Raw genomic sequence first — 19,998 nt, 5'->3', positions numbered from 1 at the left:
GCTTATCAGGCCTACGGGGATGCAAACAGTAGGCCGGATAAGGCGAAGCCGCCATCCGGCATAAGTACTACCGTATTTTACGCGGATTTTCAGATATCAGAACAGCAAAGATGCGGTGGAATCCAGCGCCGCGCGACGGCGTTTTTCCGCACTAAGTTGCTCAAGCTTATTGCGATCGACATAAATCAGCGCGTGAGTCGGGCACACTTCCATACAGGCAGGACCGGCCTCGCGATGGTGGCACAGGTCGCACTTATTGGCTTCAGCTTTTTCTGCACGGACGTTCAGACCCGCGCCGCTGTTACGCACAACCGGACGCACGACTACTTCCATTGCGCCGTAAGGACAAGCCACAACGCAAGTTTTACAGCCAATGCAGCGTTCCTGCATTACGTGAACAAAACCTTTATCACGGCTGATCGCACCGTTCGGGCAGACGTTAGCGCACGGCGCGTCTTCACACTGGCGGCACAGCGTCGCCGTGGAGACATTAACGCCTTTGATGACGTGAATGCGGGGTAAAAAAGTTTCAGGGGTCAGCGATGCGCAGTCCTGGTTATCCTGATGGGATACCACGCAGGCCACTTCACAGGTACGGCAACCAATGCATTTATTGGCGTCTGCAATGATGAAACGGTTCATCAATTTCTCCAGCAATGACAGAATATCTGCCGAAGCATTCATAAATCGTGCCAGAATTTAACATACTGTTATTAAAGGGATTTTATTTTGAAGAACGCAAGAAGAGCGTGTCATCGTCACTAGTGACGATGACAAATGACAGCCGTCAGCGCGAAGCGGGCGGCGCAACTGAGTCGCGCTGGATGAGTTCACCGGTGAAAGTCTTTGGCGGCGTAAACGCCCCGTCACCCAACATAAAGATCAGGCGCCCAATCGTTTCCTGAATCATTTCTGTTACCGGAATTTTAACGCTGGAAAGCGCCGGAATAGTGTATGCCGCGAGGGCGATATCATCAAAGCCAATCACCGACACCTGTGCAGGAACGCTCACGCCATGCTCGTGCAACTGCTTCATCGCGCCGATCGCCATATCGTCATTACTAGCCACCAGCGCGGTAAAATTGACCTTGCGCGAAAGCAAAGTATCCACACCCGCTGCGCCGCAGGCTGGCGTCCATTTCCCTTTAACAATCAGATCATTATTTAGCGCGATACCTTGATGTGCCAGCGCGTCTTTATAACCTGAAAGTCGCTCCACGCCGGTTGGAGAATCCATCGAGCCGGTAATAAAACCAATCTCTTTATGCCCGGCGGCAATGAGCTGAGTAACGGCGTTAAAGCTGGTCTGCTTTTGATCACACCATACGCTGTGGCTACTGTTTTTCCGCAGGCGTCGATTAAGCACCATAATCGGCTGGCTGTGGGCATCGATGATATCGTCTATCTCATCCACGCTGAGAAAACGCGGATAAATCATAATCGCGTCACAGCGCAGGTCGAGCAGGTACTGGATCGCCTGACGCTCTTCCTCAGCGCTGTGCTTACCGTCAGCCAGCAACAACTGGCGTCCTTTATCTTCCGCCATCCGCGCGGTATGAAACAGCAGCTCGCTGAAATAGACGCCGTGATAAAGGGTATTTGTTACCACCAGGCCCAGCGTCTGCGTGGTTTTCGCCGCCAGACTGCGCGCCAGCAAGTTTGGGCGGTAACCACTCTCTTCAATGGCCTGAAACACGCGGTCTTTGGTCTCCTGGCTGACATAGCCGTTTCCGGAAAGCACCCGGGAAACTGTCGCTTTCGACACCCCGGCACGCTTCGCCACCTCCAGCATCGTGGTCATATTACTCATCCCTATTCTCTCAATGTGACGCAGTGTACTGCACCGTTTCGCCGCTGTCCTTGCTGCTAAATCGCAGACGCTGATATCTGGTGATTGGAGTCACAATTACAAAAAATAATCAAAATTAAATCTTGCTCATTACTCATATTTTAAACATGATTTTGTGGAACCGGTTTCCTATCTGCGTTTCATAACCCAGAAAAGCGACCCAACGTAAACGGATAAAACATAACGTACCCTACTGATAAAACAGGATTAAATCCGATGTCCAAGAATTATGCAGCGCTGGCGCGCTCCGTTGTGACGGCTCTGGGAGGCGTCGACAACATCACAGCAGTGACCCACTGTATGACCCGTTTGCGTTTCGTTATCAAAGATGACTCGCAAGTCGACAGCGCGACGCTGAAGACGCTTTCTGGCGTACTTGGCGTGGTGCGTAGCGATAACCAGTGCCAGGTGATCATCGGCAACACCGTTTCGCAGGCGTATCGCGAAGTGGTCAGCCTGTTACCTGCCAATATGCAGCCTGCTGAGCCGCAAACCAAACCCCGACTGACGCTGAAGCGGATTGGCGCGGGGATCCTCGACGCGCTGATCGGCACCATGTCGCCGTTGATCCCGGCAATTATCGGCGGATCAATGCTCAAGCTGCTGGCAATGATCCTCGAAATGACCGGCGTGCTGGAGAAAGGATCGTCCACGCTCACCATTCTGACCGTTATCGGTGACGGCGCATTTTTCTTCCTGCCGCTGATGGTCGCCGCGTCGGCCGCTATCAAATTCAAAACCAACATGTCGCTGGCAATCGCCATCGCGGGCGTACTGGTGCATCCCAGCTTCATCGATTTGATGGCGAAGGCTGCGCAGGGTGAGCACGTTGAGTTTGCCCTGATCCCGGTGACTGCAGTGAAATACACCTACACGGTGATCCCGGCGCTGGTGATGACCTGGTGCCTGTCATACATCGAACGTTGGGTCGATCGCATCACTCCGGCGGTAACCAAAAACTTCCTTAAACCAATGCTAATCGTGCTGATCGCCGCGCCGCTCGCCATCGTCATCATTGGCCCGATCGGCATCTGGATCGGTAGCGCAATTTCAGCGCTGGTCTATACCATCCACGGCTATCTTGGCTGGCTGTCGGTGGCCATTATGGGCGCACTGTGGCCGCTGCTGGTAATGACCGGTATGCACCGTGTCTTTACGCCAACCATTATTCAGACCATTGCCGAAACCGGAAAAGAAGGCATGGTGATGCCGTCAGAAATCGGCGCCAACTTGTCGTTAGGTGGTTCATCGCTGGCAGTGGCATGGAAAACCAAGAACCCGGAACTGCGTCAGACGGCGTTAGCGGCAGCCGCCTCCGCCATCATGGCGGGGATTTCCGAACCTGCGCTGTATGGCGTAGCGATCCGCCTGAAACGACCACTGATTGCGAGTCTTATCAGCGGTTTTATCTGCGGTGCCGTTGCCGGAATGGCCGGACTTGCAAGCCACTCCATGGCAGCTCCTGGCCTGTTCACCAGCGTCCAGTTTTTCGATCCGGCCAATCCGATGACCATCGTTTGGGTATTTGGCGTGATGGCGCTGGCGGTAGTGCTTTCCTTTGTATTAACGCTGATTCTCGGCTTTGAAGATATCCCTGTCGAAGATGCAGCCGCGCAGGCCAGAAAAAACCAGGCCGCACAACCGAGCAATATTAATGGAGCCAGCATTTGACTGGTATGAACTGAGGTTAATTATGTCTGTTTTTCCGCAAGGATTTTTATGGGGCGGCGCACTGGCCGCCAACCAGTCTGAAGGGGCATACCGGGAAGGCGGCAAAGGACTGACTACCGTCGATATGATCCCCCACGGCACACATAGGATGCCCGTCAAGCTGGGTCAGGAAAAGCGCTTTGCGCTGCGGGATAACGAATTTTATCCTAGCCATCAGGCGATCGACTTTTATCATCGCTATAAAGAAGATATCGCGCTGATGGCAGAAATGGGTTTCACGGTATTTCGTACTTCCATTGCCTGGAGCCGTCTCTACCCTAACGGCGATGAGCTGACGCCGAATAAAGAGGGCATCGCGTTTTACCAGAGCGTGTTTGCCGAGTGTAAAAAATACGGTATTGAGCCATTAGTCACGCTGTGTCACTTCGATGTGCCAATGCATCTGGTCACCGAGTACGGCTCCTGGCGTAACCGCAAAATGGTTGAGTTCTTTACCCGCTATGCCCGTACCTGCTTCGAGGCCTTTGACGGTCTGGTGAAGTACTGGCTAACGTTCAACGAAATCAACATTATGCTACACAGCCCCTTTTCAGGCGCCGGACTGGTATTTGAAGAAGGTGAAAATCAGGATCAGGTGAAATATCAGTCCGCTCACCACGAACTGATAGCCAGCGCCCTGGCGACTAAAATAGCCCATGAAATTAATCCGCAAAACCAGGTCGGTTGTATGCTGGCTGGCGGTAATTTTTATCCTTATTCCTGTAAACCAGAAGATGTGTGGACCGCGCTGGAAAAAGACCGCGAAAACCTGTTCTTTATTGACGTGCAGGCGCGCGGGGCATACCCGGCTTATTCTGCCCGCGTGTTTCGCGAAAAAGGCGTGGTCATAGAAAAAGCCCCAGAAGATGACGACATCCTGAAAAACACCGTCGATTTCGTCTCGTTCAGCTATTACGCATCGCGCTGCGCCTCGGCGGAAATGAACACCGGCAATACCAGCGCCGCCAACGTGGTGAAGTCGCTGCGTAATCCGTATATTGCGGCCAGCGAATGGGGCTGGGGCATCGATCCGCTTGGTCTGCGCATCACCATGAATATGATGTATGACCGCTACCAGAAACCGCTATTTCTGGTGGAGAACGGGCTGGGAGCGAAGGATGAAATCGATGCCAATGGTGAGATCAATGACGACTATCGCATTAGCTATTTACGCGAACATATTCGCGCCATGGCAGACGCGATTGAAGATGGCGTGCCCCTGATGGGTTACACCACCTGGGGCTGTATCGATCTGGTTTCTGCCTCAACCGGTGAGATGAGCAAACGCTACGGTTTTGTGTATGTGGACCGCGATGACGCGGGCAACGGCACGCTGGCGCGCACCCGTAAGAAATCTTTCTGGTGGTACAAAAAAGTGATCGCCAGCAACGGCGCCGATCTGGCATAACAGATCTGCCGGAGGGGATTACAGTCTTCCGGCAGAATTACATATTTTCATTTATTACATTCCAGATGTGGAATCGTCCTTCCAGTTTCAGGTTTGCCCTCATCCTTTTTTACTGGCATTTTATTCAGTAGTTTTTAATCCTGGCCGTTCACCACAAGGAAGCGTGCATGTTTGATAAAAAGGGTAAATCAGCAGAGGTAATCACCAAACCGGTACGTCGCTTGAAAGTCAGCTATGTCAGAAAACGCCATGAAGATCCAAAAACGGGTTACACGCGACGAATCAGTCGGCACGCCTCGCTCACGCTGAACGGCGACTGGCTGGAACAAGCTGGATTTCCGACCGGTACGGCAGTGAATGTATCAGTGATGCAGGGGAAATTAATTATTGAACAGGCAATTAAATGACGAGGATACACTGCGAAAACAGGCCGGATGTCGTTCACATCCGGCACTGATACGGTTTACTCTTCTGGCGCTTCCAGCTCGGAGAATCCACCGTGTCCTTCCCAACCGGCTAATCGCTGATAGACGGTATCAACAGCATCTTTGATCGGCTGTGTCATCGGGTAGTAAAAACCGACGATGTCCGGTTGAATGCCGAGGAAAATCACCTCACCAACGTCGTCTTTCAGCTGATCGACCAGGTAATTCAGCGGCATGTTATGGGTGGTCATCATGAACATCTCGGCAATGTCATCGGGATCGATAATGCGGATTTCACCAGGGTTTAGCCCCATATCGGTAGCATCAACAATCAACAAACGTTGCGGACGCAGTTCACGGATGGCGACAATATCGTTCTCTGGCGCACTGCCGCCGTCGATGACAACCCAGTTGCCTTGAGGATTTGCAGCACACATTTCAGCCAGCAGCGGGCCCGCGCCGTCATCGCCCATCATGCTGTTACCCACACATAATAAAACGTCAGTCACGGTGTCTCCTCACCATCAGATAGATGGCGCTTTCCTGGTGTATGTCGTGCAGCATGCTAAGCATCAGCTTGCTCCACTCCTGCTGCTGCGGGGTCTGTACGGCACGCGCATCATCAAACGCGCGTGCCAGCATTTGCACATGGTTGAAATCGATAACGATCTCGCCGTATTTCGGCACACCTTCCATTTTCCGGCGGGCTTCGCTTCCCTCAGCAAGGGTAGCAATCCATGCCAGATATTCGTCCCATGGACAAGTTAACGCCGCTTCCAGGCAATCGATGATCCCAAGGTGGTGACCAATCGCCAGGCTGTAATAGACAACCTGCTGCGCCTCAGCGGGCGTCGCATCGTTCTCATCAATAAACTTACGGCTCAGTTGACTGAACACCACCGTTTCACTCATCGGATACGCGCCTCTTCGACAACATGGTTAAGATGCGTGACGATCTCGGTCAGACGCGGATCGTTTTCCGCCTCCAGCCAGCGCGCCACCTGATGCTCGCCCTGCCCTAACTGCGTCATATAGTCATCAGCAATCTGGCGACCGTAGCGGTATCCCGCCAGACGGCGAGCCTCGCGATCCACCTTCACTCGCAGCGGCTGAACCATATCCGGATGCAGAATTTCGGCGGGCTGTTCGTCCAGTTCACCCGGCGCACGCGCGTGAATTTTTTGTTCCAGCAGACCCAGCGCCATGGCAAAACCATACAGCGTGGCTGCAGGCGTTGGCGGGCAGCCAGGGATATAGACATCCACCGGTACGATTTTGTCCGTGCCGCCCCATACGCAGTATAAGTCGTGGAAAATACCGCCGCTGTTACCGCAAGCACCGTAAGAGATACAAATTTTCGGGTCTGGCGCAGACTGCCAGGCGCGTAGCGCCGGAGAGCGCATGGCACGGGTTACCGCGCCGGTAAACAGCAGGATATCCGCATGACGCGGGGACGGTACCACTTTGATGCCAAAACGTTCGGCGTCAAACAGCGGAGAAAGCGTGGCGAAGATTTCGATTTCGCAACCGTTGCAGCCGCCGCAGTCCACACGGTAAACGTACGCTGAACGCTTGATGCTTTTTAGCAGCGACGCTTTCATGCTGGCAATGGATTCATCCACCGTCATCGGTACCGGAATACCGTTGGCGTCACGTGGGCCTAATAAATTGCTCATCAGCTGGCCTCTTTCATATGGCGAGTCAGTTCAATACGATCAGACGGCACCAGGCATTTCTGGCGCTTACAGTCCGGGCAGGTCTCAAAGCTTTCACGGTGGTTTTCCGCGCGGCTATCACCGTTGTGCTTAAGCAGCGCAATGGCGTAATCAATCTCTTTTTGTACCGCAAACGGACGGTTACATACGCGGCAATTACACAGCGCAAAGCGGGACTGCTGCAGGAAATCCTCTTTCTTCCACACCGCCAGCTCATACTCCTGCGACAGCTTGATCGCCGCCGTCGGGCAAACTTCTTCGCAACGGGCGCAGAAGATGCAGCGACCGAGGTTGAACTGCCACGCCAGTTCATTGGTGACCAGATCGGTTTCGACCGTCAGCGCGTTCGACGGGCACGCATTTACACAGGCCGCGCAGCCAATACACTGCTGCGGATTATGTTCCGGTTTGCCACGGAAGTTTTTATCGACCGCGATCGGCTCCAGCGGATACGACGACGTCGGAGCCCCGGTTTTGATGACTTTTTTGATAAAGGTAAACATGGCGATTCCTTATTTCAGCGGCGAGTTTTTACGCTCGATGCTGTAGCGCTCAAGTTCTTTGTACGGCACGACTTTGCTCTTCTTCTTACGTACATCGACCACGGTCATACGGTCAGTACAGGAGTAGCAAGGATCGAGGCTACCGATAATCAGCGGCGCATCGGAAACGGTATTACCACGCAGCATGTAGCGCAGCGTCGGCCAGTTGGCGTAGGTCGCCGCACGGCAGCGCCAGCGATACAGTTTCTGGTTGTCGCCGGTCATGCTCCAGTGAATGTCATCTCCGCGCGGCGCTTCAGCAAAGCCCAGTGCGAAACGGTGAGGAATGTAGGTAAAGCCTTCCACCATCAGCGGGCCGCCCGGCAGGTTATCCAGACCAAAGTCGATCATATTCAGTGCGGTGTAGACTTCATTAATACGAACTTTCAGACGAGAAATAACGTCGCAGCCTTGCTCGCTATGAACTTCCATCGGCAGCAGACCATAGCCGACAAATGGGTGATCGGCGCGGGTATCGCGCGCGTGGCCGCTGGCGCGAACCATCGGGCCGACGTTACTGAAGTCACGGGCAATTTCCGGATCCAGACGACCAATACCAACAGTACGCTGTTCCATATTCGGCGTACTGAGCAGCATATCGACCAGTTCCTGCACGTCACGACGCATCTGCTGCGCCAGTTGACGGGTCTGGATCATATCTTCTTTCAGCAGATCACGACGGATACCGCCGATCAGGTTCAGACCGTAAGTTTTACGTGCCCCGGTGAGGATCTCCGCCATCTTCATCGACGTTTCACGCACACGGAAGAACTGCATAAAGCCGGAGTCAAAACCGGTGAAGTGACAGGCCAGGCCGAGGTTCAGCAGGTGCGAGTGCAGACGCTCAACTTCCAGTAGAATGGCACGGATCATCTGCGCACGTTCCGGCACCACGATGCCCATCGCATTCTCAACGGAAGTGGTATAGGCGGTGCTATGCGCAAAGCCGCAGATACCACACACGCGATCTGACAGGAACGTCACTTCGTTGTAACCCATACGGGTTTCCGCCAGTTTCTCCATGCCGCGGTGGACATAGAACAGACGGTAGTCGGCATCGATAATGTTCTCGCCGTCCACGAACAGGCGGAAGTGACCAGGTTCATCGGAGGTGACGTGCAACGGGCCAATCGGCACCACGTTATTTTTCTTGTCGCCCAGTTCGTTGATGAACTCGTAGGTTTCAGCATCGGTAGTCGGCGCCGGGCGCTGACGATAATCCATGCTGTCTTTACGCAGCGGATAGAGTTCGTCCGGCCAGTCATCGGGCAGTACCAGACGGCGCTCATCCGGCAAACCAACCGGGATCAAACCGTACATATCGCGCACTTCGCGCTCGCCCCAGACCGCAGCCGGAACGCGCGGCGTGACGGACGGGAACTCCAGCTTGTTGGCATCGACTTCAACGCGGACGGTTATCCAGCATTTGGTGCCCTGCTCCATCGACATCACGTAATAAACAGCGTAATGGCCGCACAGCTGGCGTTCGTCGTTACCAAACAACACGGACAACCAGCCGCCCTGTTTGTAGTACAGGAACTCCACCACTTCCGGCAGGTAGTTCACCTTGACGGTGATCGTCAGCTGATCTTTGGTCTGCCAGGCTTCATCTAGTACCACGCCCGGAAAGGCCTGATGCAGCGCAGCGAGATATTGTTGACCTAATTTTTCTTCAGACATGCTCAAACTCTCTTAAATCACGCCACCAGCAAGGAGACGAACGCTAAAAACGCAAACCCAAAACCGGCCCAGGTCACGCGTGAAGTGGCGCAAAAACGCAGACGCGCCATGCTGTTTTCGAACAGGGCGATGACCAGCACGCCGAGGACCAGCTTGACGACGGCAATCACCAGCGCCAGCAGCAGCCCACCCGCGGTGAAGGTTTCCATCTGTCCCCACGGCAGGAACACACCAACGAACATTTGCAGAACGACCAGTTGCTTGAGGCTAATGCCCCATTTCAGCACGGCAAAACCGCTGCCGCTGTATTCAGTCAATGGACCTTCCTGCAGCTCTTGCTCTGCTTCTGCCAGATCGAATGGCAGTTTGCCCATTTCGATAAAGGTGGCGAAAGCACAGGCACACAGTGCCAGAATCAGCGGGATGCTGTGCGCAGCAGGCCAGTGGTAAATGGTATCGGCGATATTGCTGATATGGGTTGAACCCGCAACCTGTGCCGCTACCCACAGCCCCAGCAGCAGGATAGGTTCAACCAGCACGCCAAGCATCGCTTCACGGCTGGCACCAATGGCGGTAAACGGGCTACCGGTATCCAGCCCCGCGATAGAGAAGAAGAAACGGGCAATGGCGAACAGGTAAATTAAGGTGATCAGATCGCCAAGTTGTGGCAGCGGTGAGCCAACGGTCACTACCGGTAGCGCAGTGGCGATAGTCAGCATCACGCCCACCATCACAAACGGCGTCAGGCGGAAGACCCAACTGGAATCCGCAGGCGCAATGCTCTGACGACCCAGCAGTTTGATAATGTCGCGGTATTCCTGCAAAACGCCCGGACCGCGGCGATTGTGCAAACGCGCACGCGCCACGCGGGTAACGCCGGACAGCAGCGGCGCAACGGCAAACAGCACCAGCGCCTGAATTAACGGATATAAAACACTCATTTTCAGGCTCCTCGTGAAACCACAATCACCACCAGCACCGCCAGCTCAATCAGCGCCAGGCGACGGAACAGCACCGGCGCAGCCGCATTCTGCCAGCCCGGAACCAGTGATACCGGATTCAACCACTTACGCAGTTTGAGTACCGGGGCAAAGGCTTCTTTCACCGGCATGGCAAAACCGTGCGCGGTAATGACCATTGACTGCTCGTGATCGTAACCACACACCCATGCCGCACCGCGTGAACGCGACGGCAGACGGTTGCCTTTGAAAATTGCCATGATGATGAACGGCAGCAGCGGACATGCGATCAGCAGCAGCGTGATCATTGGCTGAGAAACGGTGGTGTTCGCAGTTTCCAGCGGCAGCGGAACGGCAGAGGAGATCATCGGCAGTAGCCACGGCGCAGCCACGCCGCCAATCACACAGCAGATAGCCAGCGCAACGACGCTCACGCTCATCAGGATTGGTGCGCAGCAGGCATTCTCAGCTTCCTTCGTACGCGGTGCGCCAAGGAACGTTACGCCATAGACTTTCGCCATACACATCACCGCCAGCGCGCCGGTAATTGCCAGCCCAACCGCCAGCAACGGCCCTAACAGACGACCGACAAACGCCCCGCTGTTACCCAGCTTGAAGAAGGATTGATAGATAACCCACTCACCGGCAAAACCGTTCAGCGGCGGCAGCGCGGCCATCGCCATCAGGCCAACCAACATCGCCAGAGAGATAACCGGCATGCGTTTGCCGATACCGCCCAGTTTTTCGATATCACGATGACCGGTACGGAACCAGATGCTGCCTGCGCCCAGGAACAGAACGCTTTTGAACAGGCTGTGGTTTACCAGGTGGTACAGACCGCCGGTCAAACCCAGCGCAATCAGCGCCGGTTGATTCAGGGAAATCCCGGTCACGCCAGCGCCTAGCCCCAGCAGAATAATGCCGATGTTTTCCAGCGTGTGGTACGCCAGCAGGCGCTGGATATTGTGTTCCATCAGCGCATACAGACCGCCAACAAATGCGGTGATCATGCCCAACACCAGCAGCGTAACCCCCCACCACAGCGGTGCATTACCGCCCAGCAGCGACAGGGAGAGAATACCCAGTAGACCAACCTTCATGACGACGGTAGAGAACAGTGCCGCAGCCGGTGCGCTGGCATTGGCGTGTGCCTGTGGCACCCAACCATGCAGAGGAATAATCCCGGCCAGCAGGCCAAAACCTGCCACGCCCAGCAGCCAGATGTCAGACCCGAGCGGCAGCTCCTGGGTGCGCAGGTCTAGCAGACGCAGCTCCAGAGTGCCGTAACGTTGCCACACAAGGTAGCAGGCAACCGCCAGCAGCAGCGTACCAATACGCCCCAGCGCAAACCACAGTTTGCCTTCTTTACTGCAGCCGGTGAGGAACACGGCACACAGCGCCATGATTTCCGCCATCACCACCAGCGTACCGAGGTTGCTGGCAACCACCGCACATACCGCCGCAGCCATCAGCAGATTCACCAGCAGGCCGTTAGCTTTCACCTGCGGATGACGATGCCAGTCAATGTTGTACAGGCTGACAAACAGGCCGCACAGTCCCAGCGTAATCAGCCAGATAGCATTCAGCGGAGTAATTTGCAGACTGTGCCCAATAAACGGCATCACGCCGCTCACCGCCAGCGCATTAGTCAGAACGGTAAAACCAGCGGCTGCCGTACACAAGCTGCCGACCGCACCGCCAACTCCAGCAATCCAGCCGCTCAGCGATTTATGAAATGAAAACAGAAATGCCAGAACCGCAGCCGCTGTAAACCAGGCCACGCCGCTGTTAATCAGTGAAATTGCGCTCATTTTGCATCCCCACTCTGAGCCTGCTGAAACAAGGTGAGATCGCCGAAATCGGTATTGAAAGTCAGCTCACGCTTACGTTTGCTGGCGCGGGCGATATCCATGTTGCTCACCAGGTGCAGGGCTTTGGTCGGACACATGCGCACGCAGGCCGGACCAAGCTCGTCAAAACTGCACAGATCGCATTTCACCGCGATGGCACGAACGCCTGGAACCCAGTCCAACAGCGAACTCACGCGAGCAGGCGCTGGCGGAGCCGGAGGCGCTTTTGGCGTATTGGCGTTTGCCGGGATATGCAGCGGACGGCTACCAGAAAACTCTATCGCGCCAAACGGACAAGCGATCCCGCACAGTTTGCAGCTTACGCACAGGCTTTCATTCAGCTGTACGGCGCCATCAACGCGGTTAATGGCATTAACCGGACACACGGTGGCGCAAGGCGCATCTTCACACTGGTGGCAAAGCTGCGGCGCGGATTCTTTTTCATTTAACATCACTTTCAGGCGCGGCATTGACTGCAGGCCATGCTGGCGATGTGTCTCTGAGCAGGCGGCTTCACAGGTGTGGCAGCCAATACAAAGAGTGGAGTCAGCAATTACAAAACGATTCACCAGGCATTCCTCAGGTGATAGTCATTTTTGACGAAAACATGTCTGCAAAATGTCATTTCGACATTTTTCGACATGCCCATTCCCTAAAACATCGTGACGCAGTATGTAAACCGCATCATGACAAAGTGGACAGCACCTGAGGCTTAAGCCGGGCTATGTCCCTCAACCAGTTGGCTTAAATTCACCGGCATATTGTTCTCAACCGCGGTGTACAGGCTGTCGTAGACGGTGGCGATTTTCTCGAGATAGTGCTCCAGCACCTGTTCGCGATCGCGGTTACTGAAACGCTCATCGACTTGACCGTCGATGGTCAACTGTGCCTGTGCAATCAGTTGCTTATCATCACCATCTTTTGTTTCGACGTAGTACTCGATGGTGTGGCTATTGAAGCCATCCGCCAGCGTGACGTAGATAGTGAAGTGTTCAAAAAGGACAAAGCAGAGATCTTTGTCCGGCGCACAGCTCATTGCATGATGCAAACGCGCTTTCGACAGGGTGATCCCCTGAACCAGCGAGTTACAGTAAATACGCCACTGGTCCTGTAGGCGACGATGCCGTTCAGCGATGTAATCGGCTTTTTCGCTTATTTCCCAAATAGTCATGTCAGGTTACCCGTTTAGCAGAGATGAACAGCCTTAAGCACATTTCATGCCAAAATTAAATTTCTTAATTTTCATATAGATAAAAAATTAAAGGCGGGTGACGACATGTCATTTCGTCATTGTCGTCATTGTCACGAATGAAAAAAATCAACCTGGCATGCTTATTGCTTTTGATACGGCAACTTCACAGGAGGCGGTATGCACGAAATAACCCTCTGCCAACGGGCACTGGAATTGATTGAACAACAGGCCACGCAACACGGTGCTCAGCGAGTAACTGGGGTCTGGCTCAAAATTGGCGCATTTTCTTGCGTAGAAACCAGCGCTCTCTCCTTTTGTTTTGATCTGGTATGCCGCGGGACCCTTGCAGAAGGTTGTAAACTCCACCTCGAAGAACAAGAAGCCGAATGTTGGTGCGAATCTTGTCAACAATACGTCACATTACTGACGCAACGCGTGCGCCGATGTCCGCAATGCAACAGCGATATGCTGAGAATTGTGGCCGATGACGGCTTACAGATTCGACGTATTGAAATAGATCAGACTCCAGCGCCGGATGGCGACGCTTAAGCGTTTTATCCAGCCTACAGAAAGAGCTCGTTTGTAGGCCGGATAAGGCAACGCAGTCATCCGGCAACAGATGTATCGCAAGTAAAAAGATCAGGAGTGAGCGATGTGTACGACATGTGGTTGCGCTGAAGGCAACCTATATATAGAGGGTGATGAGCATAATCCCCACTCGGCGTTTCGCAGCGCGCCATTTGCCCCAGCGGCTCGTCCAGCGCTGAATATTACCGGTGTTAAGACCTCAAATTTCACACCGAGCCAGACCGAAGAAGGCGATTTGCACTACGGTCACGGTGAGGCAGGAACCCACGCACCAGGTATGAGCCAACGCCGTATGCTGGAAGTGGAAATTGACGTACTGGACAAAAACAACCGCCTGGCCGAACGCAACCGTGCCCGCTTTGCGGCCCGTCAGCATCTGGTGCTGAACCTTGTTTCAAGCCCGGGCTCCGGTAAAACCACGCTGCTGACCGAAACGCTGATGAAGCTGAAAGATAGCGTGCCGTGCGCCGTTATTGAAGGTGACCAGCAGACGGTGAACGATGCTGCCCGTATTCGCGCCACAGGCACGCCCGCCATTCAGGTCAACACCGGTAAAGGTTGCCACCTTGACGCACAAATGATCGCTGACGCCGCGCCGCGTTTGCCGCTTGACGATAACGGCATTCTGTTCATTGAAAACGTCGGCAACCTGGTCTGCCCGGCCAGCTTCGACCTCGGCGAGCGCCATAAAGTGGCCGTGCTTTCCGTCACCGAAGGTGAAGACAAACCGCTGAAATATCCACATATGTTTGCCGCCGCATCGCTGATGCTGCTCAACAAAGTGGATCTGCTACCGTACCTCAATTTTGACGTTGAAAAATGCATCGCCAGCGCCCGGGAAGTGAACCCGGGAATTGAGATTATCCTGATTTCCGCCACCAGTGGTGAAGGGATGGATCAATGGCTCTCCTGGCTGGAGACGCAGCGATGTGCATAGGTGTTCCGGGTCAAATCCGCACCATTGATGGCAACCAGGCCAAAGTCGACGTTTGCGGTATTCAGCGCGACGTCGACCTGACGCTGGTCGGTAGCTGTGATGAACATGGCCAACCGCGCCTCGGCCAGTGGGTACTGGTCCATGTCGGTTTTGCCATGAGCATCATTAATGAAGCTGAAGCGCGCGATACGCTCGACGCGCTGCAAAACATGTTTGACGTTGAGCCGGATGTCGGCGCGTTGCTGTACGGCGAGGAAAAATAAATGCGTTTTGTTGACGAATACCGCGCACCAGAGCAGGTGATGCAACTGATAGAGCACCTGTCTGAACGTGCCGCCCACCTCCCCTACACGGCTGAACGCCCACTGCGCATCATGGAAGTTTGTGGTGGTCATACCCACGCTATCTTCAAATTTGGCCTCGACCAGTTGCTACCGGAAAACGTGGAGTTTATTCATGGTCCGGGTTGCCCGGTTTGCGTTCTGCCGATGGGTAGAATCGACAGCTGTGTAGAAATCGCCAGCCATCCAGAAGTGATTTTCTGCACCTTTGGCGATGCGATGCGCGTCCCGGGTAAGCAAGGCTCCCTGCTGCAAGCCAAGGCGCGCGGTGCAGATATCCGTATCGTCTATTCACCGATGGATGCGCTGAAGCTGGCACAGGAAAACCCAACGCGTAAGGTGGTGTTCTTTGGTCTGGGTTTTGAAACCACAATGCCAACGACCGCTATCACTCTGCAACAGGCAAAGCAGCGTGACGTGCAGAACTTTTACTTTTTCTGCCAGCACATCACGCTTATCCCTACGCTGCGCAGCCTGCTGGAACAGCCGGACAACGGTATTGACGCCTTTTTAGCACCAGGCCACGTCAGCATGGTGATTGGCACAGATGCCTATAATTTCATTGCTTCAGACTTCCATCGTCCGTTAGTGGTCGCCGGTTTTGAACCGCTCGATCTCCTGCAAGGCGTGGTGATGTTAATTGAGCAGAAAATTGCCGCGCACAGCCAGGTAGAAAACCAGTACCGTCGCGTGGTACCGGACGCCGGTAACGCGTTAGCGCAACAGGCCATCGCCGAGGTGTTCTGCGTCAATGGCGACAGCGAATGGCGCGGTCTGGGCGTTATCGAATCCTCTGGCGTTCACCTGACGCCTGACTATCAGCGCTTTGACGCCGAAGCCCATTTCCAGCCAGCGCCGCAGCAGGTGTATGACGATCCGCGCGCGCGTTGTGGGGAAGTGCTGACGGGCAGATGTAAACCACATCAGTGCCCATTATTTGGCAAAACGTGTAACCCGGAGACAGCGTTTGGCGCCCTGATGGTCTCCTCAGAAGGCGCATGTGCCGCCTGGTATCAGTATCGTCAGCAGGAGTGTGAAGCATGAGCAGCGTACAACTCGCCCACGGTAGCGGCGGTCAGGCTATGCAGCAGTTGATCAACAGTTTGTTTATGGAGGCATTCGCGAATCCGTGGCTGGCGGAACAAGAAGATCAGGCACGTCTGGAACTGGCGCAACTGGTCGCTGAAGGCGATCGTCTGGCGTTTTCAACCGACAGCTATGTTATCGATCCGTTGTTCTTCCCGGGCGGTAATATCGGCAAGCTGGCTATCTGTGGTACGGCTAACGACGTGGCGGTCAGCGGCGCGATCCCGCGCTATCTCTCCTGCGGTTTTATCCTCGAAGAAGGTTTACCAATGGAGACGCTGAAAACCGTCGTTAACAGCATGGCGGCAACCGCGCGCGAAGCGGGTATCGCCATCGTCACCGGCGACACCAAGGTTGTACAGCGCGGCGCGGCAGACAAGCTTTTTATCAACACCGCCGGAATGGGCGCGATCCCCGCCAACATTCACTGGGGCGCACAAACCCTGAGCGTGGGCGATGTGCTGCTGGTCAGCGGTACGCTTGGCGATCACGGCGCAACCATCCTTAACCTACGCGAACAGTTGGGTCTGGATGGCGAACTGGTCAGCGACTGTGCCGTATTGACGCCGCTTATCCAGACGCTACGTGATATTCCCGGCGTCAAGGCGCTGCGTGATGCCACCCGTGGCGGCGTGAATGCGGTAACGCATGAATTTGCCGCATCATGCGGGTTTGGCATTGAGCTGTCTGAAGCGGCCCTGCCCGTGAAGCCCGCGGTACGTGGCGTTTGCGAACTGCTGGGACTGGATGCGCTCAACTTTGCTAACGAAGGTAAGCTGGTGATTGCCGTTGAGCGTCAGGCCGCTGAAACGGCGCTTGCCGCGCTGCGCGCGCATCCATTAGGACGCGATGCCGCAATGATTGGCGAAGTGGTAGAACGCAAAGGTGTGCGTCTGGCCGGACTTTACGGCGTGAAACGAACCCTCGATTTACCACACGCCGAACCTTTACCTCGTATATGCTAACAGCCCATTAGCGGCAACGTGTAGGCCGGATAAGCGAAATCGCTATCCGGCAATAATTTACGACTTATACCTATAATTCATTTACCGTTTTCGCACCGTTCTGCGGTGCTTTTCCTGGAAAAGCAATATGTCGTATACACCGATGAGTGACCTCGGACAGCAAGGCCTGTTCGATATTACTCGTACATTATTACAGCAGCCCGATCTCCCGTCTCTCAGCGAGGCGCTTTCGCAGCTGGTCAAGCGTTCAGCGCTGGCCGACTGTGCGGCTATTGTCTTATGGCAGGCACAAACGCAGCGTGCGCGTTATTTTGCGACGCGTGAAAATGGTAAACCCATCGATTATGAAGACGAAACGGTACTGGCCCATGGCCCGGTACGCCGTATTTTGTCTCGTCCCGATGCGCTGCACTGCAACTATCATGAGTTTACGGAAACCTGGCCACAGCTGGCTTCAGGTGGACTGTATTCTGAATTTGGCCACTACTGCCTGCTGCCGCTGGCGGCAGATGGGCGCATCTTTGGCGGTTGCGAGTTCATCCGTAACGAGGATCGTCCGTGGAGTGAAAAAGAATATAACCGTCTACAGACCTTCACCCAGATAGTCGGCGTCGTTGCTGAACAAATTCAAAGCAGGGTCAGCAACAACGTCGATTACGATCTGTTGTGCCGCGAGCGTGATAACTTTCGCATCCTGGTCGCCATCACCAATGCGGTACTCTCCCGCCTGGACATTGACGAACTGGTCAGCGAAGTCGCCAAAGAGATCCACCACTACTTCGACATCGATGCCATCAGCATCGTGTTACGCAGCGATCGCAAAAACAAGCTCAGCATTTATTCCACCCACTATCTGGATGAACATCATCCAGCGCACGAACAAAGTGAAGTGGACGAAGCGGGCACGCTCTCTGAACGCGTTTTCAAAAGCAAAGAGATGCTGCTGATTAATCTGAGCGAACGCGATACGCTCGCCCCTTACGAACGGATGCTGTTCGAAACCTGGGGCAACCAGCTACAAACCCTGTGTCTGTTACCGCTGATGTCCGGCAATACTATGCTCGGCGTACTCAAGCTGGCACAGTGCGAAGAGAAAGTTTTCACTACCGCCAACCTCAAGCTATTGCGCCAAATTGCCGAGCGTGTGGCAATTGCCGTGGATAACGCGCTTGCCTATCAGGAGATTCACCGCCTGAAAGAACGTCTGGTAGATGAAAACCTGGCGCTGACAGAACAACTCAACAATGTAGAGAGTGAGTTCGGTGAAATCATTGGCCGCAGCGAAGCGATGTACAGCGTGCTCAAACAGGTCGAAATGGTGGCGCAAAGCGACAGCACCGTCCTGATTCTGGGTGAAACCGGAACGGGTAAAGAGCTGATCGCACGGGCCATTCACAACCTGAGCGGACGTAACGCCCGTCGGATGGTGAAGATGAACTGCGCGGCAATGCCTGCCGGATTACTGGAAAGCGATCTGTTTGGTCATGAGCGTGGCGCGTTTACCGGCGCCAGCACGCAGCGGATTGGTCGTTTCGAGCTGGCAGATAAAAGTTCGCTGTTCCTCGATGAAGTTGGCGATATGCCGCTGGAGCTTCAGCCTAAGCTACTGCGCGTTCTGCAAGAGCAGGAGTTTGAACGTCTGGGCAGTAATAAGCTGATCCAGACCGACGTGCGCTTGATCGCCGCCACTAACCGCGATCTGAAAAAGATGGTCGCCGATCGCGAGTTTCGTAACGATCTCTACTATCGACTGAACGTCTTCCCGATCCATCTGCCGCCGCTGCGTGAGCGCCCGGAAGATATCCCGCTGCTGGTGAAAGCTTTCACCTTTAAAATTGCTCGCCGGATGGGGCGCAATATCGACAGCATTCCCGCCGAGGCGCTGCGTACGCTGAGCAGCATGGAGTGGCCGGGCAACGTGCGCGAACTGGAAAATGTGGTGGAGCGCGCGGTTCTGCTTACCCGAGGCAACGTGCTGCAGCTGTCCCTTCCGGATATTGCCCCTTTGATGCCGTCTACGCCTCCGGTGGCAACCGAAGTCGCACAGGACGGCGAAGATGAATACCAGTTGATTATGCGCGTATTGAAAGAAACCAACGGTGTGGTTGCCGGTCCCAAAGGCGCGGCACAACGGCTGGGGCTGAAACGTACAACGTTACTCTCACGCATGAAGAGATTGGGTATTGATAAGGATGCACTGGTTTAGCCAGTGTGGCTATACTGGGTGATATCTCAACGAAAGGAGGCAGTATGGCGGTATCAGCACGTAATCAATTAACCGGTACAGTGAGCGCAGTCGCTACAGGCGCAGTGAATGATGAAGTTGAACTGACGCTGGCTGGCGGCGCAAAACTGGTCGCGATTGTGACCCATAGTAGTCAGCAGACACTGGGTCTGGCGAAAGGAAAAGAAGCCATTGCGCTGATCAAAGCGCCGTGGGTGACGCTAGCGACTGAAGACTGTGGCCTGAAATTCTCTGCCCGTAACCAATTTGCCGGTAGCGTTTCACAGGTAACCGAAGGCGCCGTTAACGCCACCGTACACATCAAAACTGATGCCGGTTTTGACATTGTCGCGGTCGTGACGAACGAAAGTCAGCAAGAGATGAAACTGAGTCAGGGAAGCCGGGTCATCGCGCTGATCAAAGCCTCGGCCATTCTGATTGCCACCAAAGCGTAATCGCCATTCATCACCGCATGGCCAGATTACCCGATGGCGCTACGCTTATCGGATTTACACAACGGTTCCGTT

At 54.5% G+C, this 19,998-nt stretch carries 21 protein-coding genes; 10 read left to right on the top strand and 11 right to left on the bottom strand.

Annotated features, from left to right (window positions below; translation table 11 throughout):
- Window positions 1-96: 96 nt before the first annotated feature.
- Both hydN and OGV71_RS24710 read right to left on the bottom strand, forming a co-directional pair.
- Window positions 97-642 (bottom strand): electron transport protein HydN, encoded by a 546-nt coding sequence (gene hydN, locus OGV71_RS24715; RefSeq protein WP_003037366.1) that lies wholly within the window; start codon window positions 640-642, stop codon window positions 97-99.
- Window positions 643-787: 145 nt separating this feature from the next.
- Window positions 788-1,801, bottom strand: a complete 1,014-nt coding sequence (locus OGV71_RS24710) for a LacI family DNA-binding transcriptional regulator (protein WP_003037371.1) — start codon at window positions 1,799-1,801, stop codon at window positions 788-790.
- Window positions 1,802-2,065: 264 nt separating this feature from the next.
- Here OGV71_RS24710 and ascF point away from each other — a divergent pair, with 264 nt between their 5' ends.
- The 3 genes from ascF to OGV71_RS24695 all read left to right on the top strand — a co-directional run bounded on the left by ascF (window position 2,066) and on the right by OGV71_RS24695 (window position 5,374).
- Window positions 2,066-3,520 carry a PTS cellobiose/arbutin/salicin transporter subunit IIBC gene (ascF, locus tag OGV71_RS24705; RefSeq protein WP_071696691.1) on the top strand — a complete coding sequence of 485 codons (1,455 nt, stop codon included), beginning with the start codon at window positions 2,066-2,068 and terminating at the stop codon, window positions 3,518-3,520.
- A 22-nt stretch (window positions 3,521-3,542) separates the two neighbouring features.
- Complete coding sequence (locus OGV71_RS24700; RefSeq protein WP_003846598.1) at window positions 3,543-4,967, top strand: 6-phospho-beta-glucosidase; 1,425 nt, start codon at window positions 3,543-3,545, stop codon at window positions 4,965-4,967.
- Window positions 4,968-5,134: 167 nt separating this feature from the next.
- The gene (locus OGV71_RS24695; protein ID WP_044699699.1) at window positions 5,135-5,374 is read left to right on the top strand and encodes a SymE family type I addiction module toxin; all 240 of its coding nucleotides are present in this window, start codon (window positions 5,135-5,137) and stop codon (window positions 5,372-5,374) included.
- Between the two features lie 56 nt (window positions 5,375-5,430).
- Here OGV71_RS24695 and hycI read toward each other — a convergent pair whose 3' ends face one another.
- From hycI to hycA, 9 genes are all read right to left on the bottom strand, one after another.
- Window positions 5,431-5,901, bottom strand: coding sequence for a hydrogenase maturation peptidase HycI (gene hycI / locus OGV71_RS24690; RefSeq protein ID WP_003037382.1), 471 nt, complete (start codon window positions 5,899-5,901; stop codon window positions 5,431-5,433).
- Window positions 5,894-6,304, bottom strand: coding sequence for a formate hydrogenlyase maturation HycH family protein (locus OGV71_RS24685; protein WP_003037385.1), 411 nt, complete (start codon window positions 6,302-6,304; stop codon window positions 5,894-5,896). The genes hycI and OGV71_RS24685 overlap by 8 nt, the downstream gene beginning before the upstream one ends.
- The gene (gene hycG, locus OGV71_RS24680; RefSeq protein WP_003037388.1) at window positions 6,301-7,068 is read right to left on the bottom strand and encodes a formate hydrogenlyase subunit HycG; all 768 of its coding nucleotides are present in this window, start codon (window positions 7,066-7,068) and stop codon (window positions 6,301-6,303) included. The genes OGV71_RS24685 and hycG overlap by 4 nt, the downstream gene beginning before the upstream one ends.
- A complete protein-coding gene (gene hycF / locus OGV71_RS24675) occupies window positions 7,068-7,610 on the bottom strand; it encodes a formate hydrogenlyase subunit HycF (RefSeq protein WP_003846595.1) in 543 nt (180 codons plus the stop codon). Before hycF ends, hycG begins: the two co-directional genes overlap by 1 nt.
- A gap of 9 nt (window positions 7,611-7,619) precedes the next feature.
- Window positions 7,620-9,329, bottom strand: a complete 1,710-nt coding sequence (gene hycE, locus OGV71_RS24670) for a formate hydrogenlyase subunit HycE (RefSeq protein ID WP_003037393.1) — start codon at window positions 9,327-9,329, stop codon at window positions 7,620-7,622.
- Window positions 9,330-9,346: 17 nt separating this feature from the next.
- On the bottom strand, window positions 9,347-10,270 hold the full coding sequence (locus tag OGV71_RS24665; protein WP_003037395.1) for a respiratory chain complex I subunit 1 family protein: 924 nt from the start codon (window positions 10,268-10,270) through the stop codon (window positions 9,347-9,349).
- Window positions 10,271-10,272: 2 nt separating this feature from the next.
- Window positions 10,273-12,099 (bottom strand): formate hydrogenlyase subunit 3, encoded by a 1,827-nt coding sequence (gene hycC, locus OGV71_RS24660; RefSeq protein WP_032938321.1) that lies wholly within the window; start codon window positions 12,097-12,099, stop codon window positions 10,273-10,275.
- Complete coding sequence (hycB, locus tag OGV71_RS24655; protein WP_003037401.1) at window positions 12,096-12,707, bottom strand: formate hydrogenlyase subunit HycB; 612 nt, start codon at window positions 12,705-12,707, stop codon at window positions 12,096-12,098. The genes hycC and hycB overlap by 4 nt, the downstream gene beginning before the upstream one ends.
- Window positions 12,708-12,850: 143 nt before the next feature.
- The gene (gene hycA / locus OGV71_RS24650; protein ID WP_003840271.1) at window positions 12,851-13,309 is read right to left on the bottom strand and encodes a formate hydrogenlyase regulator HycA; all 459 of its coding nucleotides are present in this window, start codon (window positions 13,307-13,309) and stop codon (window positions 12,851-12,853) included.
- A gap of 198 nt (window positions 13,310-13,507) precedes the next feature.
- Here hycA and hypA point away from each other — a divergent pair, with 198 nt between their 5' ends.
- The 7 genes from hypA (at window position 13,508) to OGV71_RS24615 (ending at window position 19,926) form a co-directional block, all read left to right on the top strand.
- A complete protein-coding gene (gene hypA / locus OGV71_RS24645; protein ID WP_003037406.1) occupies window positions 13,508-13,879 on the top strand; it encodes a hydrogenase maturation nickel metallochaperone HypA in 372 nt (123 codons plus the stop codon).
- Between the two features lie 103 nt (window positions 13,880-13,982).
- On the top strand, window positions 13,983-14,855 hold the full coding sequence (gene hypB / locus OGV71_RS24640; protein ID WP_003037409.1) for a hydrogenase nickel incorporation protein HypB: 873 nt from the start codon (window positions 13,983-13,985) through the stop codon (window positions 14,853-14,855).
- Window positions 14,846-15,118: a hydrogenase 3 maturation protein HypC gene (hypC, locus tag OGV71_RS24635; protein WP_003037411.1), complete on the top strand. Its 273-nt coding sequence runs from the start codon at window positions 14,846-14,848 to the stop codon at window positions 15,116-15,118. Before hypB ends, hypC begins: the two co-directional genes overlap by 10 nt.
- Complete coding sequence (gene hypD, locus OGV71_RS24630; RefSeq protein ID WP_003037413.1) at window positions 15,119-16,240, top strand: hydrogenase formation protein HypD; 1,122 nt, start codon at window positions 15,119-15,121, stop codon at window positions 16,238-16,240.
- Window positions 16,237-17,247, top strand: coding sequence for a hydrogenase expression/formation protein HypE (hypE, locus tag OGV71_RS24625; protein WP_003037416.1), 1,011 nt, complete (start codon window positions 16,237-16,239; stop codon window positions 17,245-17,247). Before hypD ends, hypE begins: the two co-directional genes overlap by 4 nt.
- Window positions 17,248-17,374: 127 nt before the next feature.
- Entirely contained in the window at window positions 17,375-19,453 is a 2,079-nt protein-coding gene (flhA, locus tag OGV71_RS24620) for a formate hydrogenlyase transcriptional activator FlhA (RefSeq protein WP_003840276.1), read from the top strand.
- Between the two features lie 44 nt (window positions 19,454-19,497).
- Window positions 19,498-19,926 (top strand): TOBE domain-containing protein, encoded by a 429-nt coding sequence (locus OGV71_RS24615; RefSeq protein WP_204583324.1) that lies wholly within the window; start codon window positions 19,498-19,500, stop codon window positions 19,924-19,926.
- The last annotated feature ends 72 nt before the right edge of the window (window positions 19,927-19,998 follow it).

It is taken from the genome of Citrobacter sp. Cf088 (genome assembly GCF_030334295.1).
GTDB lineage: Bacteria > Pseudomonadota > Gammaproteobacteria > Enterobacterales > Enterobacteriaceae > Citrobacter > Citrobacter freundii.
This window is presented reverse-complemented; position numbering and strand designations above follow the sequence as displayed.

Excerpts from the sequence above, each read along its gene's own strand:
- hydN (WP_003037366.1), bottom strand. The coding sequence starts at position 642 with ATGAACCGTTTCATCATTGCAGACGCCAATAAATGCATTGGTTGCCGT.
- OGV71_RS24710 (WP_003037371.1), bottom strand. The coding sequence starts at position 1,801 with ATGACCACGATGCTGGAGGTGGCGAAGCGTGCCGGGGTGTCGAAAGCG.
- ascF (WP_071696691.1), top strand. The coding sequence starts at position 2,066 with ATGTCCAAGAATTATGCAGCGCTGGCGCGCTCCGTTGTGACGGCTCTG.
- OGV71_RS24700 (WP_003846598.1), top strand. The coding sequence starts at position 3,543 with ATGTCTGTTTTTCCGCAAGGATTTTTATGGGGCGGCGCACTGGCCGCC.
- OGV71_RS24695 (WP_044699699.1), top strand. The coding sequence starts at position 5,135 with ATGTTTGATAAAAAGGGTAAATCAGCAGAGGTAATCACCAAACCGGTA.
- OGV71_RS24685 (WP_003037385.1), bottom strand. The coding sequence starts at position 6,304 with ATGAGTGAAACGGTGGTGTTCAGTCAACTGAGCCGTAAGTTTATTGAT.
- hycG (WP_003037388.1), bottom strand. The coding sequence starts at position 7,068 with ATGAGCAATTTATTAGGCCCACGTGACGCCAACGGTATTCCGGTACCG.
- hycF (WP_003846595.1), bottom strand. The coding sequence starts at position 7,610 with ATGTTTACCTTTATCAAAAAAGTCATCAAAACCGGGGCTCCGACGTCG.
- hycE (WP_003037393.1), bottom strand. The coding sequence starts at position 9,329 with ATGTCTGAAGAAAAATTAGGTCAACAATATCTCGCTGCGCTGCATCAG.
- OGV71_RS24665 (WP_003037395.1), bottom strand. The coding sequence starts at position 10,270 with ATGAGTGTTTTATATCCGTTAATTCAGGCGCTGGTGCTGTTTGCCGTT.
- hycC (WP_032938321.1), bottom strand. The coding sequence starts at position 12,099 with ATGAGCGCAATTTCACTGATTAACAGCGGCGTGGCCTGGTTTACAGCG.
- hycA (WP_003840271.1), bottom strand. The coding sequence starts at position 13,309 with ATGACTATTTGGGAAATAAGCGAAAAAGCCGATTACATCGCTGAACGG.
- hypA (WP_003037406.1), top strand. The coding sequence starts at position 13,508 with ATGCACGAAATAACCCTCTGCCAACGGGCACTGGAATTGATTGAACAA.
- hypB (WP_003037409.1), top strand. The coding sequence starts at position 13,983 with ATGTGTACGACATGTGGTTGCGCTGAAGGCAACCTATATATAGAGGGT.
- hypC (WP_003037411.1), top strand. The coding sequence starts at position 14,846 with ATGTGCATAGGTGTTCCGGGTCAAATCCGCACCATTGATGGCAACCAG.
- hypD (WP_003037413.1), top strand. The coding sequence starts at position 15,119 with ATGCGTTTTGTTGACGAATACCGCGCACCAGAGCAGGTGATGCAACTG.
- hypE (WP_003037416.1), top strand. The coding sequence starts at position 16,237 with ATGAGCAGCGTACAACTCGCCCACGGTAGCGGCGGTCAGGCTATGCAG.
- flhA (WP_003840276.1), top strand. The coding sequence starts at position 17,375 with ATGTCGTATACACCGATGAGTGACCTCGGACAGCAAGGCCTGTTCGAT.
- OGV71_RS24615 (WP_204583324.1), top strand. The coding sequence starts at position 19,498 with ATGGCGGTATCAGCACGTAATCAATTAACCGGTACAGTGAGCGCAGTC.